Genomic DNA, 18,967 nt, shown 5'->3' on the forward strand with positions numbered 1-18,967 from the left:
GCCCGGTGGCGCGAGCATCGAAGGCGCCTTGCGCGATGCGTGGGGCGCCTTTTTTGTTTGGGGTTTGGCAGAATTTTGCGGTCGGGCTAGTACGGCGTCACAGCGGCGGCTTCTGCTGCTCGTCGCCGCACGCGTTGCACCAGTGCACATCGCCGTCGTGACGCTGTATGTGCAGTTCTGCATTCTCTCGCCTGGCCACGTCCCAACCCGCGGCGATTGCCGCTTCCATGGTGGGAAATCTCTGGGTCTTCATATTGAGGCCGCCAAAATCCAGTGCCCAACCACTTTCTGCGGGCAGAACGCGAATGATCCGCGATTGCATAATGCCCCTCTCTGGTGGCCCTGGGCCTTGGCACAGCGTGGCAGCGCTCAAACTCATGGCGCCACTGGCAGGCATCAACGGGCTGGTTTCTTCTTTTGCACGCGCGCACTTTGGGCAGGTGATCCCCGGCGTTGCCCATCGAAATGCACTCCGTCCTTCCCTTATGCGCGGTTTAGGCATAGCCTAGGTCCGTACCCGGGTACGGAGTCAAGCCATGGAGCACACACTAACAATCGGGAAGCTGGCCAAGGCGGCTGGTGTTGGCGTGGAAACGGTACGTTACTACCATCGGTGTGGCCTGCTGCCGGTGCCAGAGCGTACCTATGGCGCCATTCGCCAGTATCCGCAGCAGAGCTTGCAGCGGCTTCATTTCATTCGCCAGGCCCAGTCGCTGGGGTTCACCCTGGATGAAGTCCGGGTACTGCTGCGACAGCACGATGGCGGCACGTGCAGCACAGCCCGCGCACTGGCCGAGCAAAAGCTCGGCCTTGTGGAGGAAAAACTGAAGGAATTGCGGCGATTGCGAACGGAGCTGAAGCATCTCATCGGGCAATGCCATGCCAACGCCAATGAGGCTACTTGCCCCTTGATTGACACTTTGTCTGCCAGCATGAGATCAGAGAACAGGCGTGACGCTCCATTTCGGCAGCGGTGAACGAGGTCCGTGCCGGCACGCACTGAACGGCAAGCGATGTAGCCGGAAGGGGTGCAGTATCTCGCCGGTAGAAAATGATGACACTAGGTTCTTCCAACCAGAAGCCATGTATGCAGGTCGCCGATGCCCTTCGCTGCAATCAAACCGCGCTCTTCGAGCAGGAATGGTTCCCCAAGTTGCTGTCGCGTGGCATCAGTTACCTGAACGCGACCGACTATGCCTTGCGATTCCATGCGGCTGGCGATATTGACGGTATCGCCCCACAAGTCATAGATGAACTTTCTCCTCCCGATCACGCCGGCGACGACAGCTCCACTGTGGATGCCCACTCGCAATTGCAGGTTGTAGCCGCTTCGCTGATTGAACTGGCCCAGTGACTCAAGCATGTCCAAGGCCATATGTGCGGCCCGAGCGGCGTGATCGGCCGCCGGGACAGGCAGACCCGCGGCTGCCATGTAAGCGTCGCCGATGGTCTTGATTTTTTCGAGTCCCCGGCTGTCGGCGATATTGTCAAAATCGGCGAATATCTCGTTCAGGACTGCCACCAGTCGTTCGGGGCTCATGCTGGGAGAGAAGCGGGTGAACTGCACAAGGTCAGCAAACAACACTGACACTTCCCGGAACTTGTCGGCGATGACGTCCGGAGGGCCTGCGGCGATGAGATCGGTGCGCAGCTTCAATCGCTCGGCTATGGGGGAGGGCAGCACGTTGAGGAGCAGTCGCTCGGTCACCTGTTGCTCGCAAACGAGCTTCTCGTAAAGACGCCTGAGTTCATGACTCTGGTGAACGATCGTCTCGCGGCTCGCTTCCAGTTCACGCACCTTCCGCTCGAGTTCCTTGCCGTATTTCAACGATTCCCCGTGCAGCAGACGCACTTCCAGCATATTGCGAACCCGCATCAGCACCTCCGCCAGGTCAAATGGCTTGCTGACGAAGTCTTTCGCACCGGCTTGCAGTGCGCGCAATTTGTGATCGGGCTGGGCAGTGATGACGATCACCGGAAGATAGTTGTCCGGCTGGACTTCCTTGAGGCGTTCCATGACCTCGAACCCGTCCATGCCGGGCATCTGCAGATCAAGCAGGATCAGGTCATGGTGGTTCCTGCCGTGAAGCTCGCAAACCGTGCGCGGATCGGTGGTTGATTCAATGCAAACATAGCCGGCGCCGCGCAGCATCTGCTCGAGCAGCAGGACATTGGCCTCCAGGTCGTCAACGACCAGGATTCTCGCCGCCAGAATGTCCGATGCGTTGATCATGGCGAGCGCCTGGCTTCGTCAGCCGCGAGCAGTCCCGCCTCGCGGTTGTTTCAGGGCGGCTTCCAGTGCGTCCATGAACTCATTGAGCTTGATCGGCTTGGTCAGGTACCGGAAGAATCCCGCTTTCATGCCCTTTTCAATGTCGCGCGGCATCGCATTGGCACTGAGGGCGATGACTGGGATATGCGTCGTCTTCGGGTCGTCGCGCAGGCGTCCCAGTGCTTCGATGCCGTTGATGTCGGGCAGATGGATATCCATCACGATCAGATCTGGCAGGGAAGTGCACGCAAGTTCGACGCCGGACGCGCCGGTGACCGCGGTTAGCAGGCGCACATCAGGCCGGAGCGCGACGAGTTGCTCAACGAGTTTCAGGTTGGCGGGGTTGTCTTCGACATACAACAAGGTATGCCCCGAAGCGTGTCCCTCTATTTGCGTCCTGACGGACAGCGCTGGCTCTGCTCCCTCACCAGTCATTTCCGGCGCGCGTGCAACCGGCAGTTCAACCCAGAATACGCTGCCCACGCCGAGCGTGCTTTCGGCGCCGATGTCTCCCCCCATCAGTTCGACCAGCCGCTTGGCCACCACGAGGCCGATGCCCGTGCCCTCCACGGGGCCGCCCTCATGCCCAAGACGGTTGAACGGCTGGAATAGTTGCGCGAGCCGTTCCGGTGCCAGGCCTGCGCCGGTGTCGCGCACGCTGACGCGAACGCGACCCCCTGTCATCACTCGCACCTCGACGGTTCCCTGGTCGCGGTTGTATTTGATCGCGTTCGAAAGCAGATTAAGCAGGATTTGCTTCAGGCGGGTCCTGTCAGCGCGGACAAAACACGGGGAGTCGGGCAAGGGGAACTGCATGCGGACCGCACGCTTCAGCGCTTGTTGCTCAAGCATCGCGTGACATTCGTGCAAGGTTTCAATGACCGATACCGGCTCTGGGGACAGTGACGCCTGGCCGGCTTCTATCTTGGCGAGATCAAGCACCTCATTGATCAACTCCAGTAAATGCCAGCCCGCCTTCAGTATCTGGTCGATACTGGCTTGCTGCGACGGAGACGGCGGCGGAGTGTCCAGGGCCAGCAATTGCGCGAAGCCCAGGATGGCGTTCAAGGGATTCCGCAACTCATGGCTCATGCTGGACAGGAACTCAGACTTTGCGCGGTTGGCACTCTCAGCCGCAGCCTGCGCCCGTTTCTGCTCCTCGATGTCGGTGCAGGAGGCAATCCACTTTACGATATTCCCATTGGCGTCCTTGAGCGGTGCCCCGCGCTCAAGGTGCCAGCGATAGGCACCATCGGATGCCCTTCTCAAGCGGTACTCGATCTCATACTCACGGCCGCTTGCAACCGAGTCGGCCCAGCGGTCGAGGTTGTTCTTCAGGTCTTCAGGGTGTACGGCAGATTGCCACGCGCCGGACTGTGTCTGCTCAAGGCTGAGGCCGGTATAGCTTGCCCACCGCTGGTTGCAGTAATCGATCCGACCATCGGGACCGGCGGTCATTACGATGTGAGGAATGCCGTCGGCGAGCAATCGGAAGTGCCGCTCGCCCTCCCTGACGTCGGGGGCCAAAGCACGATCCTTCGCCGATCGGTCAAAAGGCTGCTTGCGCATGATTTGCCAACTGCGGCCGGCTGAGCAGACGTGACGTCTCCATGAGAGGAGAGGCCACTCGCGACCGGCTGGAATCGGGGTAAAGAGGGAACCACAAACCAGAATACGCGCTGCCATCGCCGGTGCAAGGTGGTGCGCGCGGAGAAGCTGACAGCCGGTTGGTGAGTCGCCAATGCGCCACATTCAACCGGCTGGGTGCGATTGCATCGTCACCTCAGTTGCCGTTGGATGCCACCTCAATGCCGCGCAGCATGGAAATCCGGTTCAGCAGGTCGCTGGTAAAGCTCAGGAACCGCTGGCGCGTTTGTCCGGTCAGCGTGTCCGGTTCCATCAGCATGACGCTCAAGGGGTTCTGCGGCACGTCGTGAAAACGCAGCTCGTAATGCAGGTGCGGCCCGGTTGCCCAGCCAGTTTGCCCGACATATCCGATCAATTGACCTTGCGTGACGCGCTGACCGGAGTGGATGCCGGCGTATTGCGACAAGTGGGCATAGTAAGTCGAGTAGCCGCCGTCATGCCTGAGGATGACGATATTGCCGTAGCCGGTCTGTTGGCCGATGAAGTCGACGGTCCCGTTGCCCGTGGCCAGGACCCTGGCGCCGGTAGGGGCGGCAAAGTCGATCCCCTTGTGCTGGACCCACCGGTGGTGCAGGGGGTGGTTGCGCCAGCCGAAGCCCGATGACATGCGCGAGAGCTCGACGGGAGAGCGCAGGAACGGGCGCGCCATGCTGCGCCCGTCGAAGGTGTAATAGCCGCCGGCATTGCTGTCTTCGGCGGAGTACCACAAAGCCTGGTAAGGCTGGGCGCGGTTGATCAGTTCGACCGCCACGACGCGCCCGTTGCGCACAAGGACGCCGTCATGGAACCCGGCCTCATAGACAATACGAAAGCGATCGCCGGCGACGATATCGTGGTGGAAGTCGATCACGCCCGAGAAGATCGAGAGCATTTGCCGGACGATCTCGTCGGGCACATTCGCGGCGTCCATGGTCTTGGAGAACCCGCCCGCCACAATGATGCCGGAACGCAATTCATGGCGCAGTTCGGTCTTGACCGCGTGCACATTCGCCTTGAAAACCGGTTCGTCAACGTTGCCCGCCCGCTCGATCACCAGTTCGCGCGAGGCGGACACGTTGCCGTCCAGGGTGGCACGCAGCGAGACCAGCAGATTGTCCTGGTCGACCTCGGCCAGCACGACCTGGCCCGGCTCAAGATTGAAGAGATTGCGCGCGGCTGCATTCGTGCGGATAAAGTCCTGCGCGTCGGCGTCGTCTATACCGAGCCGCTTGAGCAGCGAGGCAATGGTGTCGCCGCGCTGCATGGGCGCCTCGTGGATATAGGTGGCAGCGGCGTCGGTCAGCTTTTCGAGTTGCTCGCGCAGGTCAGGCAGGCGCAAGCTTTCCTGCTGGCGAGGCGCCATGGGGTCAAGGTAGGCGTTGCGCGGAGCCACGCCGGTGGCGGCCGCCATGCAGAGCATGAGGACGGCCGCCACGCTTGCTGCTATCAGCTTCTTGCGGCGGCCCCTATGGTCCGCAAGAGTCGGATCGTTCAGTTCCATCGGCTTACGCGCGAATCCTTCGCGGGGTCTGGGTTACATCCATACAACTAACGCTTGATTCGGGCGCTGCTGCCGCAGCGGTCCAAAGCGTTTTCCTTTCTTCCCCATCGTGCGGCGCAAGCGCGCTGGCGCTATCTGACTTCGCTACCGCCTTGTCCGGTCGGGATCCTGGACAAGTAGCTGGCCACCGCCGGGATGTCCTCGTTCGACAAGGCAGCGGCGATGCCATTCATGGCGCCGCTCGGGTCACGGCGCTCGCCGGCCTTGAAGGCAGCGAGCTGGTTCGCAAGATAGATCTCACCTTGTCCCGCGAGGCGCGGCGCCAGGTCCTTGCCCACCAGCCCATCACCGTGGCACGCCTGGCAACTGCTGGCCTGCACGGCGGTTCTTCCACGTTCTTCGAGCGCCGCGCTGGCCGGAGCACTTGTATGTCCGGCCGGCGCCTGCCGTGCGTAATAGGCGGCCAACAGCTTGATTTGCCCTTCGGTGAGGCTCCTGGCGAGCGGTCCCATGGTCGGGCTGTGGCGCTGTTCGCTGGAAAAAGCGCGCAGCTGCGCCTCGATGTAGCTTGCCGGCAGGCCGGACAGGGCAGGGTAGTGCCCGTTGCGGGACTGGCCGCGCGGACCGTGGCAGCTGAAACAGCTCTCCTGCAACTGTGGCCAGGCACCGCCTTCGGCCTGGCTGGCTTCGAGGTGGCTGTCCAACGCTTTGTCGAAGCGGTAATAGTCCAGCAGATCGGGCCCGGAGAACGCGGCCGCCCCCAGACCCACTACTCCCGCAACAGCGGCGACAATAACAAGCGCGCGCTTCATTCAAGCCTCCTGAGCGGGTTGCGCCAGGGCATTCAGCGCTTGCAGCGCCGCCCGGTGGCCGGAGCGAACGGCGCCGTCCATGGCGCCGGCCCAGACATCGGCCGTCTCGGTCCCCGACCAGATCAGCCGGCCCGCAGAGGGGTGGAGGTATTGGCCCCATTTTGTCCAGAAGCCTGGGGGCATCGGGTTGATACAGCTCATTGACCACGGATCGGCCCTGCCCCAGTCGAGGTCGTGGTATTGCGTCGGATGCAGCGCCTGGTCCCCCAGTGCCCGGGCATAGATGGCCGAAAGCTCCCGCTCGGCGGCCTTGGGATCGGCGGGCAGGTATCCCGGCCTGACGAAGGCGCTGATCACACCGACCGACCCGTCCGGAGGCGAGTTGTCGACAGACCAGATAAGGGGGCCATCGAGCGGCATGACCTGCGCGTTGAGACCGTCATTCCGCCAGAAGGGCCGCGCATAGACGTGCGCCGTCTTGCGCATGGGCGCATGCCCCGGCCATAGCCGCTGCACCTGCGCCCGCCCGTTGGGCAGCGGCGGATCGAAGACGATCTGGTTGCAGAGCGCCGGGTTCAGCGCGGCAATGACCCGGCGCGCCCGCACCACACCCTGGTCGGTGTGCAACGCAACGATCTCGCGGTCCCAGCCGGAAATCTTGCGCACCGGGCAGGACATCCTCACCTTGTCGCCGAGGTCATGCGCCATCCGTATGCTGAGAAGCTGCGAGCCACCGACGAAGCGTGTTTCCTGGGCGCCGTCCTTGATCCTCTCGAGCGTGTCGTAATCGCTGTTCGCGCTGTTGATCACCGAGAGGTAGTGCAGCAGCCCCAGCTGCGCAGGCGGCGCGCCGAGCGACAGCGTCGCAGCGATGCTGAAGGAAAATTTCTCCTCGTTGGTCAGGCCTTGCTGTGCCAGCCAGGCGCCGAGCGACAGCTTGTCCAGCTCCGTCGCGTTCGACGCTTTCCACGGCGCGCCGGAAGGCACGCCGCGCGCCATCGCGCCGAGCTTGCGGGCGACTGCGCCGCTGCCGCCGACGCCTCCCTGCAGGTCCTGGGCCACCCGGATGTCGCCCGCCAGGAAGACGGTCTTGCCCTGGTAGTAGGTATTGAAGGTGTCGACGCCGAGCTCGCTCCCCAGGTCGGCAATGGCCGTTTGACCAGGGCCGATCCACTGGCCGCCGGCTTCGGAGATCACGTTGTGCCCCAGTTCGTGGTTGTAGGTGCGTCCGCCAACGCGGTCGCGCGCCTCCAGGACCACGAACGATTCACACCCGGCGCGCTTCAGATCGCGTGCGGCGGTCAGCCCCGCCAGGCCGGCGCCGATGATCGCGACGTCCAGCACGTCGCGCTGCGCCGATGCCACGGCGGCACCCGCTGTCCGCGACGTGCCAGCCGCCAGCGCCGCAGCGCCTGCCGCCGCAGCCAGGCCGAGGAGCTGGCGTCGGGTCAGTGTGGCCGCATCGGGGTTCGGGATCTTCGCCGGTACGGCATCGGCGTCAGTCGCCTCTTCACGTGTGTTCGCGTGCTTTATCATTTTTAGGACAAGTGTAAAAAGAATGACATATTTGTGTCGAATATAGGTCAAGAACACAAACAAGTCAAAATGACTCGCGCCTTGGCCAAGATTGCCGCCGCAGGACTGGCAGGCCGCGCCCGTATAGGGAATACCCTCCCTTTTTCTTTTGTCTTATCTTTGTCATTATGACCTAATGTTGGTAGAGTGTTCTACAAACGAAGCGACCGGAACGCCTCTCGGCCGGGCGCTCGGCCCTATGACGAATCAGGAGAACATCCATGGATGAATCCAAGCGCAAGGCTTTCGCGGAGGACGGTGCCGTCCTCATCGAAGGCTGCCTTAACGCGGAACAGCTGGCCCAGTGCAGGCAGGCCTTTGACTGGGGGATCGAAAACCCCGGCCCCAACGCCTACACCTCGTTCGACTGCAGCGTGCAAAAGTCGCATGTCGACAACGCTAATCCCTTCGCAAAGGCGCGGCTGGATGACCTGGTCGCCTCGCTGCCGCTCGGCCGTCTGCTGGCTGACCTGTGGGGCTCCAGGCACGTCTGGTACTTTGCCGAGGAGCTTTTCCTCAAGGCCGGGGGCAAGGCGGGGCGCTCGCCGTGGCACCAGGACACGTCCTACCTGCCGTGGGCGGGGAAGCACTTCGCCAACGCCTGGATCAGCTTCGAAGCCGTCCCCGGGCGCAATGCCCTGGAGATCGTCAGGGGCTCGCACCTCGGTGCGCGCCACGACGGCAGCACCTTCCAGAACCCCGATGACCCCACCGAGCCACTGCACGGCGGCGGGGTCTGGCCGCGCCTGCCGGACATCGAGGCCGAGCGCCGCGCCAGCCCCGATGCCTATGACATCGTCTCGTGGGCGACGCAGCCCGGAGACGTCTTGTTGCTGCACCCGGGTTCGCTGCATGGCGGCGGCCCGGTCGACGACGAGTTCCCGGACCGGCACACGCTGGTGCTGCGCTTCTTCGGCGACGACGCGGTCTTCAGTCCGTTGCCGGACCACAGCGATTCGGGCTACACGCCGGCCGGCGTGCTGTTCGTGGAAGAGCTGGCTTCGCTGACGGCGGGCGATCCCTTCCGTGCGCCGTGCTTCCGCCAACTCATCTGAGGAGAGGTATTGACATCATGACGAACTCAACCACGAAACGGCACTCGATCATTCCGCCCGGGACCCAGGCGCTCTACGACGCCTTCCATTTCGCACCGGCGACCCGGGTGGGCGACACCATCTGGGTATCCGGTCAGGTTGGCCTCGATGCCACGCTGCAACCGGGCGAGGGCATGGAGGCACAGGCACGGCTTGCCTTCGAGGCTTTGAAGGGCGTCCTGGCAGCGGCAGGCGCGAGCCTGGCCGATGTTGTCGAACTGACGACTTTCCACACGGAACTGCGACGCGATATCGAGGCCTTCACGAAGGTCAAGGACGAGTACTTTCCAAATCGCTATCCGTCCTGGACCGCGGTCGGGGTGACGGAGCTGGCGCTTCCGGAACTGTGCATCGAGATCCGCGCGGCGGCGGTTGCCGGATGCGGCGAGGCCTGAGCCCGGCCAGACCGGGAATACCCTGCCACTTTTTTTCTTTTTATCTTTGTCATAGTGACCTAATTTAGGTTCTATGTCCTATTTATGAGCGGCCGGGCCAACGACCCGGTCGCCAAGGCTGGAAGGAGACTGAGATGAAATACACAACGTTGTTCCTGAGCGTGGCCCTTGGGCTCGGTGGCGCGGCCTATGCCGCTGCGCCCGAGCAGGACGTTGCCCGGCTCGGCAAGGAGCTCACCCCGGTGGGCGCCGAGCGCGCCGGCAACAAGGACGGGACGATCCCCGAGTGGACCGGCGGCGACATGAAGGCGCCTGGTGGCTGGAAGCCTGGCGCGCCGCGCCCCGACCCCTACGCGAACGATAAGCGTGTGATTTCGATCGACGCGTCCAACGTCGACAAATACAAGGACAAGCTGGCGCCCGGGCAGGTCGAGATGGTGAAAACGATCCCGGGCTACCGGATGGACGTCTACCCGACGCACCGCTCCTGCGGCTTCCCCGACTTCTTCTACGAGCGGACGAAGAAGAATGCGACGACCGCGAAGCTTGCTGACAACGGCCAGAACCTCGCCGAGGCGGTCGGCGCCGCCGTGCCGTTCCCGATTCCGCAGAACGGCGCTGAAGCGATGTGGAACCACAAGCTGCACTGGAAGGGCGAGGGCTTCCAGATGAGCTATGCGGGCTACATCCCGCCGAAGGGCAGCGACAGCATCGGCGAGCCGCTCGGCCAGGAGGAATGGCAGATGTCGCCGATGTGGTCGCCGTCGAACAAGGGGGTGGCCGATGCCCACGGCATCGAGAGCCTGTACCTCAACACCTTTACCAGCCCGCCGTCGATCGCGGGGGACGCCACGCTCACGCAGTACAAGTTTTCCGACGCCAATGACATCTGGCTGTACTTCGCGAGCCAGCGCCGTGTGCGCCGGGCGCCGACGTACCAGTACGACGCCCCCCAACTCAACACCGAGAACCTGCTGATCGTCGACCAGTACATGCAGTTCAACGGCCCGCTCGACCGTTACGACTGGAAGCTGGCCGGCAAGAAGGAGCTGTACGTCCCCTACAACACGTATCGGGTCAATGCATCGGCGAACAAGGTCGAGGACGTCGTCAAGCCCAAGTTCCTCAGCCGCGACCTCAGCCGCTACGAGCTGCACCGCATGTGGGTGGTGGAGGCCACGCTCAAGGCCGGCATGCGGCACACCTTCCCAAAGCGCGTCTTCTATATCGACGAGGACACCTGGACCGTCCTGGTGGAGGACATGTACGACGCACAGGGCAAGGTATGGCGCACCGCCGAGATGGGGCCCTACATGGCCTGGGAAGTCCCGGCCTGCGTCTGGGCGGCCAACACCAGCTATGACCACCAGACCCACCGCGCGGTGCTCGACCGCATCGTTGCCGGCCACAAGGAGCCGGACTGGCTCGCCGCGCGCGAAGGCCGCCTGAAGGAGAAGACATTCGAGCCCGACGGCCTGCGCCGGTTCACCACACGATAAGAAAAAAGGCGCCATGGGGAGACAGTCATGAAACTGCGTGATGTTTCAGAGGCGGCGGCGCAAGCCGTCGCGGGGATGCGAATGGACCGGAAGCTGGCCCGCACGGTGATCGTGGGAATGCTGGCGGCGGCGGATGCCGGCTCGGCTTACGCCGCGCAGTGGACGCTCGACAACGGATGGTCGGTGGCCTTGGACTCGACAGTCTCGTTTGGCGTGGCGATGCGCACGTCGAAGACGAACTGCAGCTTTGTCGGCAACGACAACGGCGGCTGTGTCGGTGACGCGCCAACGCCGCTGCAGAAAAGCAACCCGGCTGTCTTCTCGTCAAACCTGGACACGCTGCGCCTGAACCAGGACGACGGCAACCTGAACTACAAGCGCTGGCAGCCGGTCTCGGCCAATGCGCAGTGGACCAGCGACCTCTACGTCAAGGGCACCGATGGCTGGAGCGGGCTGGTGCGCGGCGTCGTCAACTATGACTTTGCGACCGACCACACCAGGCGGACCGACCTCGACCCGGACGCGCGCAACTTCGCCACCAGCAACCCACGCCTGCTCGACGCCTACATTACCAAGGAGTTCGACATCGGCGACCAGCAGGCGCGTGTCCGGGTCGGCAACCAGGTGCTGAGCTGGGGTGAAGACCTCTATATCCCGGGCGGTGTCAATTCGATCAACGCGATCTACCTGCCGTCCGCGCACCAGCCGGGAACGCCGCTGAAGAATCTCTTCATCCCCGCACCCATGGTCTCGGCGAGCACTTCGCTCGGCAAGGACCTCGGCCTCGAGGCCTTCTACCAGTGGAAGTGGAACAGCTTCCAGTTCGACGCGCCCGGGACCTTCTTTTCGACCAGCGACTTCCTCGGCAAGGGTGGGCGGGGCTTCTATATCCCGACCTCAGCCGTCAATGGCGCGCTCGCAGCGTCGGGAATGGCGCCGCTTCCCAGCGGCACGATTGGCGACACGGGGACCCGGATCGTCGGCATCAATCCCGCGACCGGGATGCCATACAACCGCCGCCTGAGCACCGGGGAGCTGGCGAACCCCAATACCAACCCGGTGGGGCCCCTGCTCGGCACCGGCACCTTCATCCCGCGCGGCCCGGACAACGACCCGAGCAACAACGGGCAAGGGGGGATGGCAATGCGCTACAAGTTCCCCGACAGCGGCAATGAACTCGGCCTGTATTACTACCACTACAGCGAGAAGGTGCCGTTCGTGAGCTACAAGGTGGTCAACACCACGGCCAATCCGTTCGGCTGGCAGGCTTCCCTTGACTATGGCAAGAACCGCGACCTGTTCGGCCTCTCGTATAACTTCCAGGTTGGCGAATGGGCGATCGGCACCGAGCTGTCGTACCGCCCGAGGGACAGCGTCGCCATCGACCCGACCACGGTCATTGACCCGGGCAACCCCTACTACTGCAACGCCCTGGCCGATTTCGCGGTCAAGCCGGTCGGCAGCAGTTGCCGCGGCGCGGTCGACACGCAGCACTACCAGCTCCATCTGACCGGCATCCACATCATGTCGCCGTCGGGTTCGTTCGGCTGGCTGCTGCGCGCGCTGGGCGCCACCGAGGGCACGATTACCGCCGAAGGTGCGCTGGCGTACTACCCGAAGCTCAAGCTCAACGCCGGCATTCCGTATGCGGTCACCGCCGACTACACGCTGCCGACCAAGTTGTCGGCCGGGATGGTCCTCGCGGCTTCGGTGACGTATCCGAACATCTTCGGCACGCGCGCCTCGCTGTCACCGGATATCGCCATATCGCAGGGGATCGGGGGGTACTCGGCAACGGCGTTGCCCGGCTTCATCCAGGGCGCGGGCGCCGCTGTCATCGGCGCGACCATCGACTTCAAGACCAAGCCGGAGACAAAGATGCGCGTCGATTACACGCACAACTGGGGCGGTAGTGCGAGCAACCTGCTGCGCGACCGCGATTTCATGTCTGTCAGCCTGACCACTTCATTCTGATGCTTTCACGTCTGATAACCCGTCTGGAAGCCGCCCTGTTCGGGCATCGCCTTCCGTTTCTGCTGGTGCTGGCAGCTTTCACGGCCTGCATGGGCATGCTTGGGTCCAGGCTCCACTTGGAGGCCGGCTTCGAGAAGCAGTTGCCGCAAGGTCACGAGTACATCAAGACCTTCGAGCAGTTCCGTGACCAGCTCTTTGGCGCCAACCGGCTGACCATCACCGTCCATGCCCGCCAGGGCGACGTCTGGAATGCGGCTGCGCTTACCCAGGTACTCAAGGTGACTGAGGCCGTCACCTACCTTCCGGGCGTGGATCGGACCAGCGTGACATCGCTGTGGACGCCGAACGTCTTCTTCACCGAGATCACCGAGGACGGCTTCCGGGCAGAGGCGGTGACGGGCGGGGACATCGTGCCGGAGAAGCTCACCGCCGAGGTGATCGGCAAGGTGCGCCAACGCACGATGGCCGGCGGCCACATCGGAACGCTGGTTGCGCGAGATCAGTCGAGTGCCCTGATCACCGCCACGCTGAGCGATGTCGATGCCAGCACCGGAAAAAAGCTCGACTACGTCGCGTTCAACCGGCTGCTCGAGGAGAAGATCCGGCGCCCGTTCGAGAACGACAAGGTCGAGATCCAGATCATCGGCTTCGCCAAGCAGACCGGCGACATCGCCGACCGCGCGGCAGACGTGACACGCTTCTTCGGCATTGCCTTCCTGCTCACCGGGCTGGCAGTGTACTGGTATTGCCGGTCTGTCCGCCTGACCCTGCTGCCGCTCGCCTGCTCGCTGGTGTCGCTGATCTGGCAGTTCGGCACGCTGCGCGTGCTCGGCTACGGGCTGGACCCGCTGGCGATCCTGGTGCCGTTCCTGGTATTCGCGATCGGCGTGTCGCACGGCATCCAGCAGATCAACTTCATCGTCCGCGAGGTGGCGCATGGCACCGACTCCGCCATGGCTGCCCGGCGCAGCTTCACGGGTCTGCTGATTCCCGGATCGCTTGCGCTCATCACGGCGCTGGTGAGCTTCGTCACGCTCATCCTGATTCCGATCCCGATGATCCGGGAGCTGGCGATCACCGCGGCGATCGGGGTGGGCTACAAGATCGTCACCAACCTGATGATGTTGCCCGTGGCGGCGTCGTACTTCCGCTTCTCGCCGGAGTTCGCGCGTCGGTCGCTCGCGCGGCGCGAGCGACATAACGTGTGGCTCGAGGCCGTCGCCCGCATCGCACAGCCACGCTACGCGGCGATGGTGACCCTCGCCGGTGCCGTGGTCTTCGGCCTGGCGGTGTGGCAGAGTCAGGGGCGGCACATAGGCAGTCTCCAGGCCGGTGCACCGGAACTGCGTGCGGATTCGCGCTACAACACCGACGTGGCGGCGATCGTCAACCGCTTCGACGTAGGCCTGGACTGGCTCACGGTTGTCTTCGAGGCGGCGCCTGAGCGCAAGGGCGAGGTCTGCTCCCGCGCGGACGAGCTTCTGTTCATCGATGACTTTGCCTGGCGCATGGGTAGCGTTCCCGGCGTGGTCTCGACGGATTCGCTGGCCGGGCAACTCAAGCTTTACAACGTCGGGATGAATGAAGGCAGCCCGAAGATGGCGACCGTGACGCGAGATCGGCGCGGCCTCGGCTCGCAGTTCCAGGGTGTGAACAACCGCATCGCCGGCCTCTCGTCAATCGACTGCCGCGTGCAGGGCGTCAACCTCTATCTGCCGGACCACCGCGCAACGACGATCAAGAGTGTTGTGTCGGCGGTGAAGCAGTTCCGCGACGCAAACTGGATTGACGGCGTTCGCGTCAGGCTCGCGAGCGGCAACGCCGGCGTTCAGGCTGCCACCAATGAAGTGCTGGAGGCGAGCGAGCTGCCGATGATGCTCTATGTCTACGCCGCCATCCTCGCCCTCGTGTTTCTGGTGTATCGGGACTGGCGCGCGATGATCGCCTGCTGCCTGCCGCTGACCGTGGCGACCTGGATCGGCTACTGGTTCATGAAGAAACTGGAGATCGGTCTGACGGTGGCCACGCTGCCGGTGATGGTGCTCGCGGTCGGCGTCGGGGTGGACTACGCCTTCTACATCTACAACCGCCTGCAGGTGCAACTGGCACACGGGCTCGAGTTCACCAGGGCGCTCGAACTCGCGATGAAGGAGACGGGACTCGCAACGGTATTCACCGCCATCACGCTGTCGGTCGGCGTGGCAACCTGGACCTTCTCGAGCCTCAAGTTCCAGGCCGACATGGGCGCGCTGCTGACCTTCATGTTCATCGTCAACATGGTGATGGCGATCACGCTCCTGCCCGCTTTCGCGGCGATGCTCGAGAAGTTCTTTCCCCGTCGCGGCCCGGTGCACATGCCGGAAATTCTGAAGCACTAGGACGCAAGAAGGAGGCAATTTTCATGAACCTGCACCGATTCCTGCCGCTTGCCGCAATCGCCTTCTGGCTCGCGTGGCCGGCGGACGCGGCGGAGACCGCTGCCGCTAAACACTGGCCGACCATGGAGCCCGCCCGCCATGTCTCTAATGCGGCTGCCGCACCGTTGCTCGCGTCCGCCCGCGCAGGGAACCGCGTGGTCGCGGTGGGAGACCATGGCGTCATCCTCCTGTCCGATGACGGCGTCAAGTTCCGGCAAGCGAAGATGGTCCCCGTCCGTTCGTTGCTGACTTCCGTTCAGTTCCTTGACGCGCGGCGTGGCTACGCGGCGGGTCATGATGGCGTCGTACTTGGCACGCAGGACGGCGGCGAGACCTGGATACTCCTGCGCGCCGAGCCGGGTGTCGAGCAGCCGATCCTTTCGATGCACTTCGACAGCCTGGAGCATGGTATCGCAGTGGGCCTGTACGGTTGGGCAATCGAGACCCGCGATGCAGGCCGGACCTGGTCCGGGCTCGATGTCGAAGCTGGCGAGAATGCCGACCGGCACCTGCTGCACATGTTTGCAAGCAGCCGCGGTTCGCTGTTCATCGTCGGCGAAGGCGGAACCATCTACCGCTCGACCGACAGGGGAAAGTCGTGGGAGGGTACGACCACCGGAGACAAGGGGTCGCTCTGGTACGGACTCGTGCTCTCCGACGGCACGCTTCTCGCCTGTGGAATGCGTGGCCACGTCTATCGCAGCAGCGATGACGGCAAAACATGGCAGAGCGTCGAAGCACATACCAGCCAATCGCTGACAGGAATCGCACAACTCGCGGACGGCAGCGTGATCGTCGTCGGCATGGCCGGAACCGTGCTCGAAAGCAGGGACCACGGCAAGACCTTCACGTTCACGGAACGCGTCGAGCAGGAAGCCTTGACGGCGGTGCTCCCCGACGGATCCCGCCCGCTCCTGCTGTCGATGACCGGCCCGTTGCCGGGCGCGGGTCCAGCCAGGTAGCCAGCCTTCTCAAGCAGTCGTCCGGAACACGGACGGCAGCACCTTCATCAACGCAATTCTTGCCAAACCACAAATCTCAAGGAGACAACCATGGCAAAAAACCCAGTCGTCGTCTACGGCGCAAGCGGCTACACCGGCATGTTGATCATGGACTGGCTGATCGACCAGGACATTCCTTTCACGGCGGTGGCGCGAAACGCCGGCCGGGCGAAGGAAATGATGGCGCAGCGCGTCGTGCGCCTGGAATCGGCCAACTATGAGCTGATCGAAGCGGAACACGATGTCGATGCGCTGGTGGAAGCCTTCCGCGGTGCGAAGGTGGTGTGCAACACCGTCGGACCGTTCTCCACGGTCGGGCTGGTCGGTGTCGAAGCGGCGCTCAAGGCGGGTTGCCATTATCTCGACACCACCGGCGAGCAACCGCACCTCCGCAAGGTGCGCGACCAGTTCGGCGAACTCTATCGTCAGGCCGGCCTGCTGGTGTCGCCGTCCAATGCCTACATGTACACGTTCGCTGAAATCGCCGCCGAGCTGGCGCTCGAGACGCCCGGCGTCGATGCGCTGGAGACCGCCACGCTGTGCCGCGGCCCTCGTGGCGGCGCTGGCGTCAGCGTGGGCTCGACCGCGACGATCTTCGAGGGCTATCGCCACGATGCCTGCTTCCTGTGGGAAAAGAAGCTGACGCCGCACGCTCCGCATGCGTCGTTCAATGTCGTCGATCCCGCCTTCATGCAACCGGTGTTCTGCCTGCCGTGGGGCGGCACGTCGTTGCCCGTCAACTTCGAGCACGACCCGCGCGTGCGCAGCTGCATCTCCAGCGTGGGCTTCTATGACAACGATGCGATGCGAATGGTGCATGCGCTGGGCCAGAAGTGGGACGCCGAGTACAAGGACCTGCCGCGCGAGCAGCAGGACGCGGTGCTGAAGCAGATCGTCGATTCGACCACGCCAGCCATGCCGCCGCGCGAGCGCACCACGGTGCAGCGCACTGTCGACTTCGCCATCGGCCGCGGCCAGCTGGCATCGGTCCGGGCGACCGTGCATGGGACCACGCCGTACATCGCCACCGGGGCGATCCAGACGGCCGGCGTCATCAAGCTCCTCGACGGCGACACCGCCAGGGTCGGCTTCGCGTCCGGCTCGAAGGCGTTCGGGCACCGCTACCTGCTCGGCTTCCTGGAGCAGCGCGGGCTGGCGCGCGCGAAGGTTGCACACCTGTGAGCGCCGTCGCAGGGCCGATAGAGATTCTCAGGAATACGTGACATGGCAATTATTGATTTCTTTGACCGAGGGTGGCGCATCAACCCTCACGGCATCGCCTATATCCAGGACGAGCGCCGCTTTTCGTTCCAGGAGATCGGCGAGCTGTCCTGCCGAATCGCGAACGGGCTGATCGCTGCCGGTTTTGCAAAGGAAGCCAAAGCCGCCGTCTGGGCGGACAACGACGTCACCGCCTGGGGTTGCGCCCTTGGGACGTGGCGCGCCGGGATGGCATACATACCTGTCAACGGACGCAACGCGCCTGCGGAGAACCAGTTCATTCTCGATGCCTTTGACTGTGAGGCACTGTTCTTCCAGCAAGCGTTCGCGCCGGTGATCGAAGCGCTGCGGGACAGCCTGCCCAAGGTCCGGCTTTGGGTGTGCGTCGATGCCGGCCTGCCGTGGGCGCCGTCGCTGGCGACGTGGAGCGCGGGCCAACCGGCCACCGCGCCGCTGGTCGACTACCACATGGACGAAATGGTGACGCTTTCGGCAACCGGTGGAACCACTGGCGCGCCCAAGGGGGTGATGAACACGCACCGCGCGTACCAGACCTACTTCGCGCAGTTCATGATGGCGTACCCCTACCAGGGGGACGAGCGCCCGGTGAACCTGGCAGCCGCGCCGATGACGCATACGGCGGGGATGCTGTCGCTGCCCTGCACTGCGCGGGGCGGCACGGTGGTCGTGCTGCCGAAGCCCGATCCCGCGGCCGTGCTCGGCGCGGTTGCGAAGCATCGGGTCACGGAGTTCTTCCTGCCGCCGACGGTGATCTACCGGCTGCTCGACATCCCCGGCATCGGGAAGCAGGATTTCTCGTCACTCAGGTGCTTCCTCTATGGCGCGGCACCGATGTCGGTAGAGAAGCTCAAGCGCGCGATCGAGGTGTTCGGTCCAGTCATGGCCGGCGGCTACGGCCAGACCGAAGCCCCGGCGTCGATTTCCTACCTGACCCCGGCAGAGCATTTCAGTGGAGGCAAGATCGCTTCCGACGAAAGGCTCGCCTCGGTCGGCCGTCCCAACCCGCTGATCCGCGTGGAGATCATGAACGAGCGCGGCGAGGTGCTGCCGCAAGGCGAGAGCGGCGAGATCTGCGTGCGCGGCGACCTGGTCATGAAGGGGTATTACAAGGCCCCGGACAAGACCGCGGAGACCGTCATCGACGGCTGGCTGCACACCGGCGACATCGGCCACCTCGACGCCGAGGGCTACCTCCACATCACGGACCGCAAGAAGGACATGATCATCAGCGGCGGCTTCAATGTCTACCCGAGCGAAGTCGAGCAAGTCATCTGGGCGCATCCGGCGGTGCAGGACTGCGCGGTGATCGGTGTGCCCGACGATAAGTGGGGCGAGGCGGTGAAGGCGGTGGTGGAACTCAATGCGGGCCACGACGTGAGCGCCGACGAGCTCGTCGCACTGTGCAAGGACAAGCTCGGCTCGGTCAAGGCGCCAAAGAGCGTTGACTTTGTCGCCGCACTGCCTCGAAGCCCGGTGGGCAAGGTATTGAAGAAGGACCTGCGCGAGCAGTACTGGCAGGGCCTGCAACGCAAAATCTAAACCGGGACACCCGGGAACGA

General features: G+C 63.8%; 15 protein-coding genes. 9 read left to right on the top strand and 6 right to left on the bottom strand.

All coding sequences use genetic code 11. From position 1 onward, the window contains the following. Window positions 1-97: 97 nt before the first annotated feature. On the bottom strand, window positions 98-322 hold the full coding sequence (locus RM96_RS35190) for a DUF2188 domain-containing protein (RefSeq protein WP_039016377.1): 225 nt from the start codon (window positions 320-322) through the stop codon (window positions 98-100). A gap of 214 nt (window positions 323-536) precedes the next feature. On the opposite strand from RM96_RS35190, the gene RM96_RS38300 reads away from it, so the two are divergent. Further along, window positions 537-977: a MerR family transcriptional regulator gene (locus tag RM96_RS38300; RefSeq protein WP_082016854.1), complete on the top strand. Its 441-nt coding sequence runs from the start codon at window positions 537-539 to the stop codon at window positions 975-977. An 83-nt stretch (window positions 978-1,060) separates the two neighbouring features. Here the strand turns inward: RM96_RS38300 and RM96_RS35200 are convergent, their stop codons facing one another. The 5 genes from RM96_RS35200 to RM96_RS35220 all read right to left on the bottom strand — a co-directional run bounded on the left by RM96_RS35200 (window position 1,061) and on the right by RM96_RS35220 (window position 7,747). After that, entirely contained in the window at window positions 1,061-2,233 is a 1,173-nt protein-coding gene (locus RM96_RS35200; protein WP_039016379.1) for an adenylate/guanylate cyclase domain-containing protein, read from the bottom strand. Between the two features lie 18 nt (window positions 2,234-2,251). Then, complete coding sequence (locus RM96_RS35205; protein WP_039016380.1) at window positions 2,252-3,841, bottom strand: PAS domain-containing hybrid sensor histidine kinase/response regulator; 1,590 nt, start codon at window positions 3,839-3,841, stop codon at window positions 2,252-2,254. Window positions 3,842-4,055: 214 nt separating this feature from the next. Next, window positions 4,056-5,399, bottom strand: coding sequence for a M23 family metallopeptidase (locus RM96_RS35210; RefSeq protein WP_052279923.1), 1,344 nt, complete (start codon window positions 5,397-5,399; stop codon window positions 4,056-4,058). A 131-nt stretch (window positions 5,400-5,530) separates the two neighbouring features. Next, window positions 5,531-6,211 carry a c-type cytochrome gene (locus RM96_RS35215; RefSeq protein WP_039016381.1) on the bottom strand — a complete coding sequence of 227 codons (681 nt, stop codon included), beginning with the start codon at window positions 6,209-6,211 and terminating at the stop codon, window positions 5,531-5,533. Beyond that, entirely contained in the window at window positions 6,212-7,747 is a 1,536-nt protein-coding gene (locus RM96_RS35220; protein ID WP_082016855.1) for a flavin monoamine oxidase family protein, read from the bottom strand. A 260-nt stretch (window positions 7,748-8,007) separates the two neighbouring features. Here RM96_RS35220 and RM96_RS35225 point away from each other — a divergent pair, with 260 nt between their 5' ends. From RM96_RS35225 to RM96_RS35260, 8 genes are all read left to right on the top strand, one after another. After that, complete coding sequence (locus RM96_RS35225) at window positions 8,008-8,841, top strand: phytanoyl-CoA dioxygenase family protein (protein ID WP_039016382.1); 834 nt, start codon at window positions 8,008-8,010, stop codon at window positions 8,839-8,841. Window positions 8,842-8,858: 17 nt separating this feature from the next. Then, entirely contained in the window at window positions 8,859-9,275 is a 417-nt protein-coding gene (locus RM96_RS35230) for a RidA family protein (protein ID WP_039016383.1), read from the top strand. Window positions 9,276-9,409: 134 nt separating this feature from the next. Next, on the top strand, window positions 9,410-10,774 hold the full coding sequence (locus RM96_RS35235) for a DUF1329 domain-containing protein (protein ID WP_039016384.1): 1,365 nt from the start codon (window positions 9,410-9,412) through the stop codon (window positions 10,772-10,774). 27 nt (window positions 10,775-10,801) lie between these two features. After that, window positions 10,802-12,748 (top strand): DUF1302 domain-containing protein, encoded by a 1,947-nt coding sequence (locus RM96_RS35240; protein WP_039016385.1) that lies wholly within the window; start codon window positions 10,802-10,804, stop codon window positions 12,746-12,748. Then, window positions 12,748-15,126, top strand: a complete 2,379-nt coding sequence (locus RM96_RS35245; RefSeq protein WP_039016386.1) for an efflux RND transporter permease subunit — start codon at window positions 12,748-12,750, stop codon at window positions 15,124-15,126. Before RM96_RS35240 ends, RM96_RS35245 begins: the two co-directional genes overlap by 1 nt. 23 nt (window positions 15,127-15,149) lie before the next feature. Then, window positions 15,150-16,127: a WD40/YVTN/BNR-like repeat-containing protein gene (locus tag RM96_RS35250; RefSeq protein ID WP_052279924.1), complete on the top strand. Its 978-nt coding sequence runs from the start codon at window positions 15,150-15,152 to the stop codon at window positions 16,125-16,127. A 90-nt stretch (window positions 16,128-16,217) separates the two neighbouring features. Further along, on the top strand, window positions 16,218-17,348 hold the full coding sequence (locus RM96_RS35255) for a saccharopine dehydrogenase family protein (RefSeq protein ID WP_039016387.1): 1,131 nt from the start codon (window positions 16,218-16,220) through the stop codon (window positions 17,346-17,348). A gap of 42 nt (window positions 17,349-17,390) precedes the next feature. Then, on the top strand, window positions 17,391-18,947 hold the full coding sequence (locus tag RM96_RS35260) for a class I adenylate-forming enzyme family protein (RefSeq protein WP_039016388.1): 1,557 nt from the start codon (window positions 17,391-17,393) through the stop codon (window positions 18,945-18,947). Window positions 18,948-18,967 lie beyond the last annotated feature (20 nt).

Origin of the sequence: Cupriavidus sp. IDO (genome assembly GCF_000812465.1) — a bacterium.
Classification (GTDB): Bacteria; Pseudomonadota; Gammaproteobacteria; order Burkholderiales; family Burkholderiaceae; genus Cupriavidus.